Annotated in this window: 15 protein-coding genes and 1 pseudogene; 7 read left to right on the top strand and 9 right to left on the bottom strand. The window is 68.3% G+C overall.

Annotation, left to right across the window (positions count from 1 at the left end):
• Positions 1 to 14: 14 nt before the first annotated feature.
• The 5 genes and pseudogenes from BN1193_RS18585 to BN1193_RS12275 form a co-directional block, all read right to left on the bottom strand.
• A pseudogene (locus BN1193_RS18585) lies at positions 15 to 281 on the bottom strand (Gfo/Idh/MocA family oxidoreductase); the annotation flags it as partial.
• The gene (locus BN1193_RS12260; RefSeq protein WP_040166687.1) at positions 266 to 985 is read right to left on the bottom strand and encodes a ThuA domain-containing protein; all 720 of its coding nucleotides are present in this window, start codon (positions 983 to 985) and stop codon (positions 266 to 268) included. The gene BN1193_RS12260 and the pseudogene BN1193_RS18585, both read right to left, overlap by 16 nt.
• 40 nt (positions 986 to 1,025) lie before the next feature.
• Entirely contained in the window at positions 1,026 to 1,910 is an 885-nt protein-coding gene (locus BN1193_RS12265) for a carbohydrate ABC transporter permease (RefSeq protein ID WP_040166692.1), read from the bottom strand.
• A 1-nt stretch (position 1,911) separates the two neighbouring features.
• Positions 1,912 to 2,829, bottom strand: coding sequence for a carbohydrate ABC transporter permease (locus tag BN1193_RS12270; protein WP_040166693.1), 918 nt, complete (start codon positions 2,827 to 2,829; stop codon positions 1,912 to 1,914).
• Positions 2,829 to 4,169, bottom strand: coding sequence for an extracellular solute-binding protein (locus BN1193_RS12275; protein ID WP_040166694.1), 1,341 nt, complete (start codon positions 4,167 to 4,169; stop codon positions 2,829 to 2,831). The genes BN1193_RS12270 and BN1193_RS12275 overlap by 1 nt, the downstream gene beginning before the upstream one ends.
• A 195-nt stretch (positions 4,170 to 4,364) precedes the next feature.
• Between BN1193_RS12275 and BN1193_RS12280 the strand changes: the two genes are divergently transcribed.
• From BN1193_RS12280 to BN1193_RS12290, 3 genes are all read left to right on the top strand, one after another.
• Positions 4,365 to 5,399: a LacI family DNA-binding transcriptional regulator gene (locus tag BN1193_RS12280; protein ID WP_230206496.1), complete on the top strand. Its 1,035-nt coding sequence runs from the start codon at positions 4,365 to 4,367 to the stop codon at positions 5,397 to 5,399.
• Positions 5,400 to 5,484: 85 nt separating this feature from the next.
• Positions 5,485 to 6,624 carry a Gfo/Idh/MocA family protein gene (locus BN1193_RS12285; RefSeq protein ID WP_094770473.1) on the top strand — a complete coding sequence of 380 codons (1,140 nt, stop codon included), beginning with the start codon at positions 5,485 to 5,487 and terminating at the stop codon, positions 6,622 to 6,624.
• A gap of 21 nt (positions 6,625 to 6,645) precedes the next feature.
• The gene (locus tag BN1193_RS12290) at positions 6,646 to 7,650 is read left to right on the top strand and encodes a sugar phosphate isomerase/epimerase family protein (RefSeq protein WP_040166705.1); all 1,005 of its coding nucleotides are present in this window, start codon (positions 6,646 to 6,648) and stop codon (positions 7,648 to 7,650) included.
• Positions 7,651 to 7,723: 73 nt separating this feature from the next.
• On the opposite strand, the gene sucD is transcribed toward BN1193_RS12290, so the two are convergent.
• Both sucD and sucC read right to left on the bottom strand, forming a co-directional pair.
• Positions 7,724 to 8,626, bottom strand: a complete 903-nt coding sequence (sucD, locus tag BN1193_RS12295; RefSeq protein WP_040166707.1) for a succinate--CoA ligase subunit alpha — start codon at positions 8,624 to 8,626, stop codon at positions 7,724 to 7,726.
• A 19-nt stretch (positions 8,627 to 8,645) separates the two neighbouring features.
• Positions 8,646 to 9,815, bottom strand: coding sequence for an ADP-forming succinate--CoA ligase subunit beta (sucC, locus tag BN1193_RS12300; protein WP_040166709.1), 1,170 nt, complete (start codon positions 9,813 to 9,815; stop codon positions 8,646 to 8,648).
• A 130-nt stretch (positions 9,816 to 9,945) separates the two neighbouring features.
• Here sucC and BN1193_RS12305 point away from each other — a divergent pair, with 130 nt between their 5' ends.
• The 3 genes from BN1193_RS12305 to BN1193_RS12315 all read left to right on the top strand — a co-directional run bounded on the left by BN1193_RS12305 (position 9,946) and on the right by BN1193_RS12315 (position 11,987).
• Complete coding sequence (locus BN1193_RS12305; protein ID WP_040166711.1) at positions 9,946 to 10,329, top strand: hypothetical protein; 384 nt, start codon at positions 9,946 to 9,948, stop codon at positions 10,327 to 10,329.
• Between the two features lie 64 nt (positions 10,330 to 10,393).
• The gene (locus tag BN1193_RS12310; protein ID WP_040166713.1) at positions 10,394 to 11,062 is read left to right on the top strand and encodes a TetR/AcrR family transcriptional regulator; all 669 of its coding nucleotides are present in this window, start codon (positions 10,394 to 10,396) and stop codon (positions 11,060 to 11,062) included.
• Positions 11,063 to 11,123: 61 nt separating this feature from the next.
• A complete protein-coding gene (locus tag BN1193_RS12315; RefSeq protein WP_141396684.1) occupies positions 11,124 to 11,987 on the top strand; it encodes a hypothetical protein in 864 nt (287 codons plus the stop codon).
• Between the two features lie 9 nt (positions 11,988 to 11,996).
• Here BN1193_RS12315 and BN1193_RS12320 read toward each other — a convergent pair whose 3' ends face one another.
• Together BN1193_RS12320 and BN1193_RS12325 are read right to left on the bottom strand one after the other, a co-directional pair.
• The gene (locus tag BN1193_RS12320; RefSeq protein WP_040166716.1) at positions 11,997 to 12,560 is read right to left on the bottom strand and encodes a gluconokinase; all 564 of its coding nucleotides are present in this window, start codon (positions 12,558 to 12,560) and stop codon (positions 11,997 to 11,999) included.
• 26 nt (positions 12,561 to 12,586) lie between these two features.
• Complete coding sequence (locus tag BN1193_RS12325) at positions 12,587 to 13,981, bottom strand: GntP family permease (protein WP_040166718.1); 1,395 nt, start codon at positions 13,979 to 13,981, stop codon at positions 12,587 to 12,589.
• A gap of 186 nt (positions 13,982 to 14,167) precedes the next feature.
• Between BN1193_RS12325 and BN1193_RS12330 the strand changes: the two genes are divergently transcribed.
• Positions 14,168 to 15,241, top strand: coding sequence for a class I SAM-dependent methyltransferase (locus BN1193_RS12330; RefSeq protein WP_141396685.1), 1,074 nt, complete (start codon positions 14,168 to 14,170; stop codon positions 15,239 to 15,241).
• Position 15,242 lies beyond the last annotated feature (1 nt).

The raw sequence follows: 15,242 nt of genomic DNA on the forward strand, positions 1-15,242 counted from the left end.
CCCTGTTTTCCGGCTGCCAGCACCTGGAGCGAGCCCTCGGCGTGAACGGCGGGAACGGTGAGGTTGATCACGAGATCGATGTCCTCGGCGGCGAGGAGGTCCTCGATGGGGTCGGGCCGGGGGCCGGCCTCGGCCGCCACGGCGGCGGCGCGCTCCGGGACGAGGTCCGCCACCGCCACCAGCCGTGCCGAGCGCAGCCGCGTGAACGTGTCGAGGTACTGCGACACGATGTTGCCGCATCCGATGATGCCGACCCGCAGTTCACTCACCGGCTCGCCCACAGCAGCCCCCGCTCGATGATGGTGCGGACGTTCTCATCGGCCAGGACGTCGATGGAGTGTCCCGGGGTCGCGACGAAGACGCGCCCCCGACCCCACTCGCGTGTCCACACCGCCGGCGAGGTGATCGGTCGATGCCACGGGTGGTACGGCTGCACCGGGTGCGTGGTCGTCGCGAGCACGTCGATGAGGTCATCGTTCAGCACCCAGTACTGCTCCGTCGTCAGCGCGAAATCCTGCAGACCCGCCATGATCTCGTGCTCCCGTCCGAGGTCGGTGATCTCGTACGTGTGGGGCAGGTAGTTGTCGGACTGCTCGCCGCGCACGTGATCCGGGTGCTTGCTCGGGTGGGTAGCGAACTGCCCGCCGATCAACTGGAGGTAGTCGGAGCTGTTGCGATAGGAATCCGCGATGCCGCCGTGCCACCCCGCAAGGCCGGTGCCCGCTTCCACTGCGGCGCGCAGTCCCGCGAGCTCGTCCTTCTCGATCGTGTTCATCGTGTTGCACTGGACGATGAGGTCCACCTCGGCCATCACCCCGGCGTCCGCGTACACCGCCGGGCTCTCCTCGACGCGCACGGTGTAGCCGTGCTCTTCGAGGAAGGGGATGAACATGTTCGTCGCGGCCACGGGCGCATGCCCGTCCCACCCGCCACGCACGATCAGCGCGCGGCGGTTCGGGGCGTCGGTCGTCGGGTCAGTCGTCACGGTTGTTCCTTCGGGTAGGTCCGGCCGTGGCCGGGGAGAATCACTTGCTGAATCCGGCCGTCAGACCGCTGACCAGTTGTCGCCGGCCGAAGACGTACACGACGACGAGCGGCAGTGTGCTGAGCACGACGCACGCCAGCACGGCGGGGATGTTCACGCTGAACTCGCCCTGGAACGTCCACAGCGCGAGCGGGAGGACGCGCTGTTCCGGACTCTGCGTCAGCACGAGCGGGAGGAGGAAGCCGTTCCAGACGCCGAGGGCGTTGTAGATCGACACCGTCACGATGGCGGGGCGAGTGAGCGGCAACGCCAGTCGCCACATCGTCTGCCACTCGCTGCAGCCGTCCAACCGCATCGACTCGAACAGCTCGTTCGGGACGTCCCGGATGAAGTTGCTCAGCAGCAGCACACTCAGGGGGATCGCGAACGCGATGGAGGGCAGCACGATGGCGAGCAGGCTGTCGTACAGGTGCAACCGGATGATGATCAGGTACACCGGGATGATCGTCGCCTGCAGGGGGATCGCGAGGCCCAGCAGGAACGTCGTGTTCACCACCTTGAGGAACTTCCCTCGACCACGCACGATCGCGTACGCCGCCATGAACGACAGCGCGACGGTCGGCACGACAGCGCCGACCGTGATCAGCACGCTGTTCAGGAAGTAGCGGAAGAAGTCCGCCTGCAGAACCGCGACGTAGTTCTCCAGCGTCGGATTCATCGGCAGAGCGAGCGGATTCTGCGCGAAGTAGTCCGCCTGACGCTTCAGGCTCGTCACGACGATGTAGTACACCGGCAGCACGATGATCGCCAGCCAGACCCAGCCGGCGAAGCCACCCAGGATGTTCGGGCGTTCGCTCGATCGGCGGCGCAGTCGGGCCCGATCGGAAGCCTTCGGCACGACGAGAGTCGTGGTCGTCGTCGCCATCTCAGGCTCCTTCCAGTTGGCTCGCCGAGCGATCCTTGCCACCGAGACGCTGCAGGAAGAGCGCGAGGGCGAGCCCGACGAGGACCAGCACGACGGCGATGACGCTGGCCAGTCCCATCTGGTTGGCCTTGAAACCGGTGAGGTACATCTCCAGCGGCAGGATCCTGGTCGCGTTCGCCGGCCCACCGCCGGTCAGTACGAAGATGAGATCGAAGTAGGTGAGAGAGCCCACCGCCATCAGCGTCGATGACGTGATGATCGTGTACTTCAACTGCGGCAGCGTGATGTGGAAGAACTGTGCGACCCGTCCTGCGCCATCCAGCTGCGCGGCCTCATACATCGACCGGGGAATCTGCCGCACCCCGCCCTGGTAGATCAGGGTGTGGAAGGGGACGAACTGCCACGCGATGACGAAGAGGACCACGCCGAACGCCAGGGTGGGATCCCCCAGCCAGTTCTGTGCCAGGAACGGCAGGCCGAGACCCGCGGCCAGGCCGAAGTTCGGGTCCAGGAGGGCTTTGTAGGCCACCGCGATGGCTGCCGAGGACAGCAGCAACGGCAGGAAGTAGAGCACCGCCAGGAGTGCTCGATAGCGCTGAGTCCCGGCGGTGAACACCCCGAGCAGCAGGCTGATCGGGGTCTGGATCAGCCAGGACAGCACCATGATCAGGATCGTCAGACCGAACGCCCGCCAGAGCCCGGGATCGGTGAGGCCGACCACCCAGTTGTCGATTCCGGTGTAGGTGATCGCGCCGATGCCGTCCCAGTGGGTGAAGCTCAACCCGAGCACCCCGACGAGCGGAATCAGGCCGAACGCGACGAACATCACCAGCGCGGGGACCGCCAGCCAGGAGATGCCACCCGCGGCCGGCGCACGGGCGGGCCGTCGACCCGCCCGCGCGGCCGGAACCGTGACCATCACTTGCCGATCGTCTTGTTCATGTTGTCGGCGAACTGCTGCGGCGTGATCGTGAGCGAGAACAGCTGCTCGATGTTGTTCAGCAGTTCCTCCGCCGCCGTCGGACTGAGCGCCTGGTCCCACGACTGCTGGAAGCTCGGGGCCTTGCTGGAGAGGTCGTAGGCGAAGCTCAGGAAGTCGGCGTCATCCGTCTTCGCGATCTTGTCCTGGATGCCGTTCACGACCGGAACCGCTCCGGAGGAGATGTAGGCGTCCACCATCGTGTCGGTGTAGAGGCCCGCGGCGAGGTAGTCCTTCGCGGTCTTCTTCTGCTCGTCCGAGGCGGTGGCGGAGATCGAGAGGTAGTTGGCCGGGTTTCCGGCGACGTCCGCCGGGTCGCCCTTACCGCCTTCGACGGAGGGGAACGCCAGGAACCCCAGGTTGCCGTCCTGCACGAAACCCTGCCCGTCGGCCTTCATGTTCGCGTAGGCCCAGCCGCCCTGCAGCATCATCGCGGCCTTGCCCGTGTAGAGCAGCGCCTGGTCGGCGTTGGATTCGGCGGTGACGGAGGCGAACCCCTTGACGAATCCGTCCGCCTTGACCAGGTCCTGCGCCATGGTCAGCGCGGTGATGATGTCCGGATTCGACCACGCATCGGTCTTTCCGGCGAACACGTCATTGAACGCCGCCGGACCTCCGACGCGGTCGAACAGGTACTCGAGCCACATCATCGAGGTCCACCGCGACTGGCCGGCCAAGGAGATCGGAGCGATGCCCTTGGCGTTGAACGTCTTCACCGCGGCCATCAGGTCGTCCCAGGTCTTGGGCGGCTGCACGCCGGCGTCCGAGAAGAGCTTCTTGTTGTAGTACAGGACCACCGGCTGGACGCCGTTGATCGGCATCGCGTAGATCTTCCCGTCGATCGTGGCCGCGTCGAAGACGCCGGGGAACAGCTTGTCCTTGATCTCGGGATGCTCGCCCATGAAACCGGTGAGGTCCTCCACCTGTCCGGCGTCGACGTACGACTTCAGCGTGCCGCCACCCCAGCCGTAGATGAGGGTCGGGGCCTGACCTGCGCCGATCGCGGTGCGGATCTTCGTCTTGTAGGCGTCGTTCTGGATGAAGCTCACCTCGAGCTTCTCGTCCGGGTGCGCCTTGTTGAACGCGTCCACGCTGTCCTGGTGGATCTTCTCGTTCGGCGCTCCCGACAGCGACCACATCAGCGCGGTGTCAGACCCACCGCCGCCGGCACCGGCCGGACCGGACGTGCCGCACGCGGCGAGCGAGAGGAGCAGTGCCGGCACCGCGACGGCGGCGGCCGCACGGATTCGACGGGATGAGCGGGTGGTGCGTCGTGCCATCTGAGTTCTCCGTTGAACGAGAGTGTTGTGAGCGAAAACTTTCGTGAAGTGCGCGAATTATTTCGTTCGCCAGACAGTAGCCATCTGGATCCATGAGTGTCAATACTGTCAACAGGGTCAGAATTCCCGGACCTCTTGCCTGGCGGCGCAGCGCTGAGCAGACTGTCATCGAACGAAAACTTTCTGGGAGGCATCGTGGCAACCGACCGTTCCGGCGCGAATCTCGCGACCATCGCCGCGGCCGCGGGTGTGTCCGTGCCCACCGTGTCGAAGGTGATCAACAATCGCGCGGGAGTCTCCGCCGGCACCCGCGAGCGCATTCAACAGCTGATCGCCGAGGCGGGGTATCACTCCCCACAGGGCCGGCGCGTACGCACGTCCGGCCGAACCATGATCGATCTCGTGATCGGCGAGGTGAAGCACGGGTACGCCATCGGCGTGCTGAACGGCATCCTCGCCTACGCGCACGGCTCCGACATCGACGTCGTCGTCTCCAGCATCGAGCCGGCGAAGTTCCATCTCACCGACGCCGACGACTGGGCCGACCGCATGGCCGACTCCGGCCGACAGGGACTGCTGGCGGTGACGAGTCAGCTCACCCCGAGCCAGCACGCCGCGTTCACCGCCCGCGGGCTGCCGGTCGTCGTGATCGATCCGCTGAACACCCCGCCCGCCGATCTGACCAGCGTCGGAGCCACCAACTGGGCCGGTGGTCGGGCGGCCACGGAACACCTGATCGGTCTCGGCCATCGCCGGATCGCGTACCTCGGCGGACACGAGCGCGCGGAGTGCAACCAGGCCCGCCTGCACGGCTACCTCGCCGCCCTGATGTCCGCCGAGATTCCCTCCACCGCCGACTACATCCGCAGTGGGTCGAACTTCGATCGCACCACGGGGCTGGCCGGGGCGCGCGCCGTGCTGGACCTGCCGGAGCCGCCGACGGCGATCTTCGCGGCGAGCGACACGATCGCGATCGGGGTGCTGGAGGAGGCGCGCGCCCGGGGGATCCGGGTCCCCGAGGATCTCAGCATCGTCGGGTTCGACGGCACCTCGGTCGCAGAGCAGTCGCTCCCCCCGCTGACCTCCGTCGCTCAGCCGCTGCAGGACATCGGAGCGATGGCGCTGCGGACCCTCCTCCATCTCATCGACGGGCAGCGCCCGCCCTCGCCGCGGGTGGAGCTCGCCACCGAGCTCGTCGTTCGGGGCTCGACGGCCCCGCCACAGGGCTGAGGGCTGGACATCCGCCGGTCGGGTGAATATGTTGCGGTAAACAACTTTTACGGGAGTCACGATGACGTCATCTCTCCGGGTCGCGATGATCGGCCACGGCTTCATGGGCGCAGCCCACTCCCAGGCCTGGAGCGTGGCTCGGCGCTTCTTCGATCTGCCGCTGCATCCGGAGATGCGGCTGCTCGTCGGACGGACCGGAGCCGCGGAGTCGGCCGCGAAGCTCGGCTGGGCGGAGTCATCCGCGGACTGGCGCGAGGCGATCGCGCGGGATGACATCGACGTCGTCGACATCGTCACACCGGGCGACACGCACGCCGAGATCGCGATCGCCGCGCTGCGCGCCGGCAAGCACGTGATGTGTGAGAAGCCGCTGGCGAACACGGTCGCCGAGGCCGAGGAGATGACCGCCGCCGCCGAGGAGGCGTCCGCGCACGGCGTGCGTTCGATGGTCGGCTTCACCTACCGCCGCGTTCCTGCCGCGACGTTCGCGAGGAACCTGGTGGCGGACGGACGGCTCGGCGAGATCCGGCAGGTCCGCGCGGAGTACCTGCAGGACTGGCTGAGCGACGCCGAAGCACCGCTGACCTGGCGGCTGCAGAAGGATCGCGCGGGGTCCGGCTCCCTCGGCGACATCGGAGCGCACGCGATCGACATGGTGGAGTTCATCACCGGCTCGCCGCTCACATCCGTCTCGGGCCTCCTCGAGACCCTGGTCAGCGAGCGTCCGCTGATGAGCGAGGGCGTGGGGCTGTCCGGAACCGCGTCGAACGAACGGGGCGCCGTGACGGTCGATGACGTGGCCCTGTTCACCGGGCGCTTCGGCAACGGCGCTCTCGGGCAGTTCGAGGCGACGCGATTCCGGACCGGACGCAAGAACGCCTTCCGGTTCGAGATCTCCGGGTCCCGCGGCGCGCTGTCCTTCGACATGGAACGGCCGAACGAACTGCAGTTCTACGACGCGACCGCCCCCGAGCTCGAACTCGGCTTCCGTCGGATCATCGTCACCGAGGCCGGGCATCCGTACGTGGGCAACTGGTGGCCGACCGGGCACATGCTCGGCTACGAGCACGCGTTCTCCCACCAGGTCGTCGACTTCGTCACGGCGATCGCCGAGGGAACGCAACCGCAGCCGTCCTTCGCCGAGGGCCTGCACATCCAGCGCGCGCTGGCCGCCGTCGAAGCCAGTTCGGATGCCGGCAGCGCCTGGCAGACCATCCCGTCCTGAACCCGGACCCCTGGAGGAACGATGTCGAACCCCATCACCCTGTTCACCGGCCAGTGGGCGGATCTGCCGTTCGAGGAGGTGGCCCGTCTCGCCGGAGAGTGGGGCTACGACGGACTCGAGATCGCGTGCTGGGGTGATCACATCGACGTGTCCCGGTGGGACGACGCCGCCTACGTCGCCTCTCGGCGGGAGATCCTCGAGCGCAACGGCCTCGGTGTCTGGGCGATCGCGAACCACCTCGCCGGGCAGGCCGTGTGCGACGATCCGATCGACGAACGCCACCGCGACATCCTCAGCGACCGCGTCTGGGGCGACGGCGACGCGGAGGGCGTCCGGCAACGCGCGGCCGAAGAGCTGAAGAACACCGCCCGGTTCGCCGCCGCGCTGGGCGTGCGGACGGTCACCGGCTTCAGCGGGTCGGCGATCTGGAAGGCGGTGGCGATGTTCCCGCCCGCGTCGGAGGAGTTCATCGACGCCGGGTTCCGCGACTTCGCCGAGCGCTTCTCCCCCATCCTCGACGTGTTCGAGGAGGTCGGTGTCCGCTTCGCGCTCGAGGTGCACCCGTCCGAGATCGCGTACGACTACTGGACCGCGACCCGTGCCCTCGAGGCGATCGGCGACCGACCCTCGTTCGGGTTCAACTGGGACCCGTCGCACATGGTCTGGCAGGACATCGACCCGGTCGGCTTCCTCTGGGACTTCCGCGATCGGATCTTCCATGTCCACTGCAAGGACACCAAGAAGCGTCTCGGCAACGGGCGCAACGGGAGGCTGTCATCGCACCTGGCCTGGGCCGATCCGCGGCGCGGCTGGGACTTCATCTCCACCGGCCACGGCGACGTGCCGTGGGAGGACGCCTTCCGCATGCTGCGAGCGATCGGCTACGACGGTCCGTTCTCCGTCGAGTGGGAGGACGCCGGCATGGACCGCCTCGACGGCGCTCCCGAAGCCCTGGCCTTCGTCCGGCGCATGGCGGCGATCACGCCGTCCGCCGCCGCGTTCGACGCGGCCTTCTCCTCCCGCTGACGCGTCGTCCGGCTGTGCGCCCGGACGACGACGGCCCCCGGATCGCTCCGGGGGCCGTCGTGCGGTGTGGGTCTTACAGACCCTGGATGATCTCGCGCATCAGGTCCGCGGTCTCGGACGGCGTCTTGCCGACCTTGACACCGGCGGCCTCGAGGGCCTCCTTCTTGGCCTGAGCGGTGCCGGCCGAGCCGGAGACGATGGCGCCGGCGTGGCCCATGGTCTTGCCCTCGGGGGCGGTGAAGCCGGCGACGTAGCCGACGACCGGCTTGGTCACGTTGGCCTTGATGAACTCGGCGGCGCGCTCCTCGGCGTCGCCACCGATCTCACCGATCATGACGATGGCCTTGGTCTCCGGGTCCGCCTCGAACGCCGCGAGGGCGTCGATGTGCGTGGTGCCGATGACCGGGTCTCCACCGATGCCGATGGCGGTCGAGAAGCCGATCTCGCGCAGCTCGAACATCATCTGGTAGGTCAGGGTGCCGGACTTCGACACCAGACCGATCGGGCCCTTGCCGGCGATGTTCGCCGGGGTGATGCCGACCAGCGACTCACCGGGGGTGATGATGCCGGGGCAGTTCGGGCCGACGATGCGGGTCTTGTTGCCCTTCTCAGTCGCGTACGCCCAGGCCTCGGCCGAGTCGCCCACCGGGACGCCCTCGGTGATGACCACGAGCAGCGGGATCTCGGCGTCGATGGCCTCGATCATGGCGCTGCGGGTGTGCGCGCCCGGGACGAAGGCGATGGACACGTCCGCGCCGGTCGCGTCGATGGCCTCCTGGACGGAGGCGAACACGGGCAGCTCGACGGGGTTGCCGTCCTTGTCCGTGTGCGAGACCGTGGTGCCGGCCTTGCGGGCGTTCACGCCACCGACGACGTTGGTGCCGGCCTTGAGCATGAGCGCGGTGTGCTTGGTTCCCTCGCCACCGGTGATGCCCTGGACGATGACCTTGGAGTCCTTGTTGATGTAGATCGACATGTTCTCAGTCCTTAGAAGTTCAGGCGTTGGCGAGTTCGGCGGCCTTGTCGGCGCCCTCGTCCATCGTGGCGGCCAGGGTGACGAGCGGGTGGGCGTACTCGGCGAGGATCGCGCGACCCTCGTCGACCTTGTTGCCGTCCAGACGCACGACGAGCGGCTTGGTCGCCGCCGAACCGAGCTTCTCCAGGGCACCCTTGATGCCGTTGGCGACGGCGTCGCAGGAGGTGATGCCACCGAAGACGTTCACGAACACGCTCTTGACCTGCTCGTCACCGAGGATGACGTCCAGGCCCGCGGCCATGACGTCGGCGGACGCGCCGCCACCGATGTCGAGGAAGTTGGCCGGCTTCACGCCGCCGTGGTTCTCACCGGCGTACGCGACGACGTCGAGGGTCGACATGACCAGGCCCGCGCCGTTGCCGATGATGCCGACCTGACCGTCGAGCTTGACGTAGTTCAGGCCGGACGCCTTGGCCTTGGCCTCGAGCGGGTTCTCGGAGGCCTCGTCGACGAGCGCCTCGTGGTCCGGGTGACGGATCTCGGAGGCGTTGTCATCCAGCGAGACCTTGCCGTCGAGAGCCACGATCTGGCCCTCCTCGGTCAGGACGAGCGGGTTGACCTCGACGAGCGTCGCGTCCTCACCCTTGTAGACGTCGAAGAGCTTGACGAAGACCTCGGAGACCTGGTCGAGCAGTTCCTCCGGGAAGTTCGCGGCCTTGGCGATCTCGAGCGCCTTGTCCTTGTCGATGCCGGTCAGCGGGTTGACCTCGATGCGGGCCAGCGCCTCGGGCTTCTCGACGGCGAGCTGCTCGATCTCCATGCCACCCTCGACCGAGCACAGGCTCAGGTAGGAGCGGTTGGCGCGGTCCAGCAGCACGGAGAAGTAGAACTCCCGCGCGATGCGGGCACCGGCGGCGATCATCACGCGGTTGACGGTGTGACCCTTGATGTCCATGCCGAGGATGGCCTTCGCCGCTTCCTCAGCCTCTTCCGGCGACTTGGCGACCTTGACGCCACCCGCCTTGCCGCGGCCACCGGTCTTGACCTGGGCCTTCACCACGACGACGCCGCCACCCAGCTTCTCGGCGGCCGCACGGGCCTCCTCGGGGGTGTCCGCGACGATGCCGGCGAGCACCGGCACTCCGTACTTCTCGAAAACGTCTCGTGCCTGGTACTCGTACAGATCCACTGTGCTTCCTTCGCTGAGCTGCGGTCCGGAAAGTCTCTCGATATCGAGATATGCGACCAATCCCCCAGCCTACTACCTGCTCCTGAGCGCCGGGACCGCCCCCAGCGCCCCTTGGCCGGACAATGGAGGGATGACCGAGAAGAACGCAACCCCGACCGACGACCTGGCCGTCCTCGCCGCCCGCGCCGAGCGCGGTGAGGTGACCCACATCGACCTCATCGACGCGTTCCTGGCCGCCACGGTGTTCGTGCCGAGCACCACCGACCCGGCGGAAGGCACGGTGGACCCGGTGCTGACGAAGGTCGACGAGACCGAGTTCATGGTCGTCGCCTCGACGGCCGAAGCGCTGGAGATCACCGGCGACGTCGCCGCGTTCGGCGTCCCGATGCTGGGGCGGGCCGTGGTGACCGGCATGAACCCGGAGCTGGCCCTGATGGTCAACACCACCGACGGCGCCTTCGCCATGCCGCAGGGCATGCTCGCGGACATCCGCAACACGAATCCGCTGGGCTGACCGGCGGGCAACGACACCGAGTGCCACCCCGGTCGAGTCCGGGTGCCGGTCTACACTCGGGGGAATGAGCGCTAACCGTCCGCAGGCCGCCACTGTCGACACCGTCGTCACGGCCGCCCTGGACCTCTTCGAGGCGCAGGGCTACGACCAGACGTCGGTCGATCAGATCGCCAAGGCCGCAGGCGTCAGCCGGTCCACCTTCTTCCGGCAGTTCGGCGGCAAGGACGACGTGGTCTTCGCCGACCACGAGGTCGTGCTCGACGAGCTGCGCGAGTTCTTCCAGCAGCCGCACGAGAATCCGTGGCAGGCGGCGACGGACGGCGCGATGGTGGTCTTCCGGCGGTTCACCTCGAACCTCGACGTGGCGCGCAAGCGCTACGAACTCGTGCGCGGCATCCCGGCTCTGCGCGAGCGCGAGATCGTGACGGTGTTCCGGTACGAGCGCATGTTCGACGAGTACCTGCGCCAGGCACTGCCGGGTCTGGACCCGGTGGACGCGGTCGGGTTCGCCGCACTCATCGCGGCCGTGCACAACCACGTGCTGCGCCAGGCGCTGCGCGGGAAGCGGACCGCGGCCGCCACGCTGCGGACGGCGCTGGATGACGCCATGCGCCGCTTCGGTGTGCACCCGGACGGACACGGCAGTGGCCGCGATGACGTCGTCGTCGCGGTCTTCCCGCGCGCGATGCCGATCGCCGAGATCACGCGCCGGCTGCAGCATGAGCTGGACTGATCCGCACCTTCCGACAGTCCGGTCGGCGGCCACCGGCCCCTCCGGCACGTAAGCTCGCGCCATGAGTGCTTCGGGGGACGAGGAACAGGCGCTGATGGCGCACCAGCGTCGGTTGCTGTGGCGGAACTTCGTCACACCCGTCTCCGTGGTGCTGACCGCGATCGCGGTCGCGGCCTGGGTCGTTGCGGTGCTCGTCGGGATCGACGACCCCGACGACGTTCTCGGGTGGCCGCCCATGGTGTTCGGCGGGGCTGCGGTGCTGCCCACCGCGTGGCTCGTCCTGGAGCCGCTGGTCGCGAAGGAGACCCTTCCGAATCCGGTGATAGCCGCGATCATCCGCTCGATCACCGCGCCGCTGCTGCCGACGCTCGCCATCTTCGTCACGGGGGTCGTGCTGCTGCTCGTCCCCGGCGTCGCCACGCGGATGGTCGCCGAAGGCGCCTACCTGTTCAACACGCAGGACGGGACGCCCGCGACGTTCCTGCTCGCGCTCGGGCCGATCTCGAACCTCATCATGGCGATGCTCATCGGACTCGGCATCGCCGTGGTCATCGTCCTCCCCCTGCTGGCGTTCCTCAAGCCGCGCGTGGCGATGGAGGCGAACGCCTACGACACCGGCGAGAGTGCGGCCAAGGCCAACACCGCGGCCATCCGAGCCCTGTCGATCATCATCCTGCTGACCTTCCTCTGTCCGGCGATGATCATCTTCGGCGGGCAGTACGGCTGGGGCTGGATGCGGGTCTTGGGCTGGGTGCTCATCCCGATCGGTGTCGTCGCGGTGGTGATCGTGGTGCGCACGCAGCGTCCGGCCGCCGGAGCCGAGAAGTGGTTCCCGGCCTCCGCCGCCGAGAACAACCGGCGCGCCGCCGACGGCGACGCGGATCATCCCGAAGCCGCGCCGACGGACGGTCCGGCGAAAGGCTGACGCCCCGCGTCAGTGCGGCAGGGTCCGCAGCGTGGCGGTGGCGTCCGAGGGCGTCAGCCGCAGACGGCGGATGATCTCATTCGCCTCCTCGCGCGGAGTGCCGCCGATGTCGATGACGATGCCGTCCTCATCAGGCTCCAGATCCTCGAGCGTCGCGAACTGGGAGCCGAGCAGGCTCTCCGGCATGAAGTGGTTCAGCCGCTTGCCCAGCCGCTCGTCGATGCTCTCGCGGGAGCCCGCGAGGTGCACGAAGACGACGCCCGGACCCCCGAGCATGTCCCGGTAGACGCGCTTGAGCGCCGAGCACGTGATGATGCCCGGCGTCTTCGTCGCGACGTGCTCGCGGATCCATGCCCCCACCTTCTCCAACCAGGGCCACCGGTCCTCATCGGTCAGGGGCGTGCCGGAATGCATCTTGGCCACATTCGCCGGCGGGTGCAGGTCATCGCCCTCCGCGAGGTCCCAACTGAGCTTTCCGGCCAGAATCCCCGCCACCGTGGATTTGCCCGAACCTGACACCCCCATGACCACCAGCACCAGCGGGGGTGTGCCCGCGCGCACGTCGTCCGTCATCGTCCACTCCGTTTCGTCGTCATGGGCTACACAACCAGACTCAACGCCATCACCCCGGCAAGGCCGACCACCGAGATCAGACACTCCACGACCGTCCAGGTCTTGAACGTCTGACCGATCGTCGTGCCGAGGTACTGCTTGACGAGCCAGAAACCGGCGTCATTCACGTGCGAGAGGAAGACCGATCCGGACCCGACCGCGAGCACGAGCAGGGCGGTGTGCGTCGGCGAGAGCCCCGCCGCGGACTGCGCCATGATGCCCGAGGCGGTCACGATCGCGACCGTCGCCGAACCCGTGGCCACGCGGACCAGAGCGGCGACGAACCAGCCGATGAGCAGAACCGACACGCCGCTCTGGGCGACCAGGCCGGTGATCACGTCGCCGATGCCGGTGTCGATCAGCACCTGCTTGAACCCGCCGCCGGCACCGACGATCAGGATGATGCCGGCGATCGGCGGCAGCCCGCTCTCGACCGAACCCATGATCCCGTCACGGCCCATCCGACCGCCCCGTCCGAGGACGACCATGCCGATGATCACGGTGAGGAGCAGGGCGATCATGGGCGTGCCGAGGAAGTCGAGCACGAGCTTCCACGCCGACATCGACTTCGGCTCGAAGATGTCCGCGATCGCCTTGGCCATCATCAGCACGACCGGCAACAGCACGCAGGTCATGGTGGCGCCGAAGCTCGGACGCGTCCGTCCCTTCTGCTGCTCCGGGTCACCGGTGGCGAACAGGTCCGGTACCGGAACCGGCGCCCACTTCGCGGCCAGTCCGGCGAACAGGGGTCCGGCGATGATCACGGTCGGGATCGCGACGATGACGCCGAACAGCAGGGTCAGCCCGAGGTTGGCGTTCAGCTGACCGATGGCGGTCAGCGGACCGGGGTGCGGTGGCACGAGGGCGTGCATGGTGGACAGTCCCGCGATCGCCGGCATCGCGATCTTCATCAGCGGCTGGCCGGAGCGGCGGGCGACGAGGATGATCACCGGCATCAGCAGCACGAGGCCGATCTCGAAGAACATCGGCAGGCCGATGATCGAGCCGACCAGTGCCATCACCCACGGCAGGGCCCGTGGCGACGCGCGGCTGACCAGAGTGTCGACGATCCGGTCCGCTCCGCCGGAATCGGCGAGGATCTTGCCGAACATCGCGCCGAGGGCGACGAGCACGCCGACCGATCCCATCGTGGCGCCGAACCCGTTCGAGAAGCTCGTCACGGTATCGGCCGGGTTCAGCCCCGCCATCAGGCCCACCGAGATCGCACCGATCGTCAGGGCCAGGAACGGATGGAGTTTCAGCCATGTGATCAGCGCGATGATGATCGCGAATCCGATGAGTGCGGCGATGACCAACCGCCATCCCGGGACGTCCGGATGAGCGATGTCGGCCGCACGGACGATGAGCGTCTGGGCGATCATGCTTCCTCCCACCACGCGGCTTCCCCGCCGCGCCTGTGCGGCAGGTTATAGCCGGGTGGCGACGCTGTCACCCCCCTTGCGCATCGCGCCGCTCAGGGCCTTCGCTCCGCGCCGCTCCCGAACCCATCCGGGAGCGATGACCTCCACGGGGACGACGGAGGGCCTCACGCGTGGAAACATGGGGAGGTGAGGTCAGAGACGAGCAGCGGGGACGAACGGCTGGCGATGCTCGAGGCGCGGGTCGCGCTCGGCGCAGCGGACGAGGACGCGATCGCGCGTGTGCCCGGTCCGCTCGTGGTGATCGGTGGCCCCGGCCTGCTGAGCGCCGGGATGTCCGGCCTCGCCGCACCGGAGATTCGGACGTTCGACGACCTCACGCCGCCGAACGTCGCCGCGGAGGGGGCGCGTCGGTTCCCCCTCGGAGCGGAACTGGTCGCCGATGCGCGTCTGGTCGTGCTCACCCTGCCCAAGGCGCTCGCCGAGCTGGACGAGATCACCGCGTTGGTCGCGGCGCACGCGCACCCCGAGGTGTTCCTCCTCGGCGCCGCGCGGGACAAGCACATGACGCACTCGATGAACGCCACCGTGGAACGGCACTTCGACGCGGTGCACGCCACCCGGGGACGCTTCAAGTCACGCGCCCTCGTCGCGTCCGGTCCCCGTGGTGGCGGGGCCGCCTCGTACCCTCGGCACGCCGAGGTCGCCGGAGTGGACTTCGCCGTGTACGCCCACGGGGCCGCGTTCGCCGGGCCGCGCCTGGACATCGGCACCCGCGCGCTCCTGGACACCCTGGATGCGGCTCTGCGCACCGCGGATCTCGGGACCGGCGCCGGCGCGACCGCGCTCGATCTCGGTACCGGCACCGGTGTGCTGGCCACGGCGCTCGCCCGCCGCCTCCCGGATGCGCAGGTCATCGCGACCGATCGCTCCTGGGCGGCGGCGGCGTCGGCCACCGCGTCGGGCGTCGCGGCCCGGGTGAACGTCGACGTGCGTCAGGAGGACGCGGCGGCATCCGTCCCGGACGGAACCGTGGACCTCGTGCTGCTGAACCCGCCGTTCCACGACGGCCACGCCGTGGTGGACGACATGGCCGAGCACCTGTTCCGCGGCGCCGCGCGGGTGCTCCGCCGGGGCGGCGCCTTGATCACCGTCTTCAACTCGCACCTGCGTCATCGCGCGGCCCTGGAGCGGATCGTCGGACCGACCGAACAGCTGTCGCGGACGCCGAAGTTCACCGTCACGCGATCGATCGCGCGCTGAG

The organism is Microbacterium gorillae (assembly GCF_000826185.2).
GTDB classification, from domain to species: Bacteria; Actinomycetota; Actinomycetes; order Actinomycetales; family Microbacteriaceae; genus Microbacterium; species Microbacterium gorillae.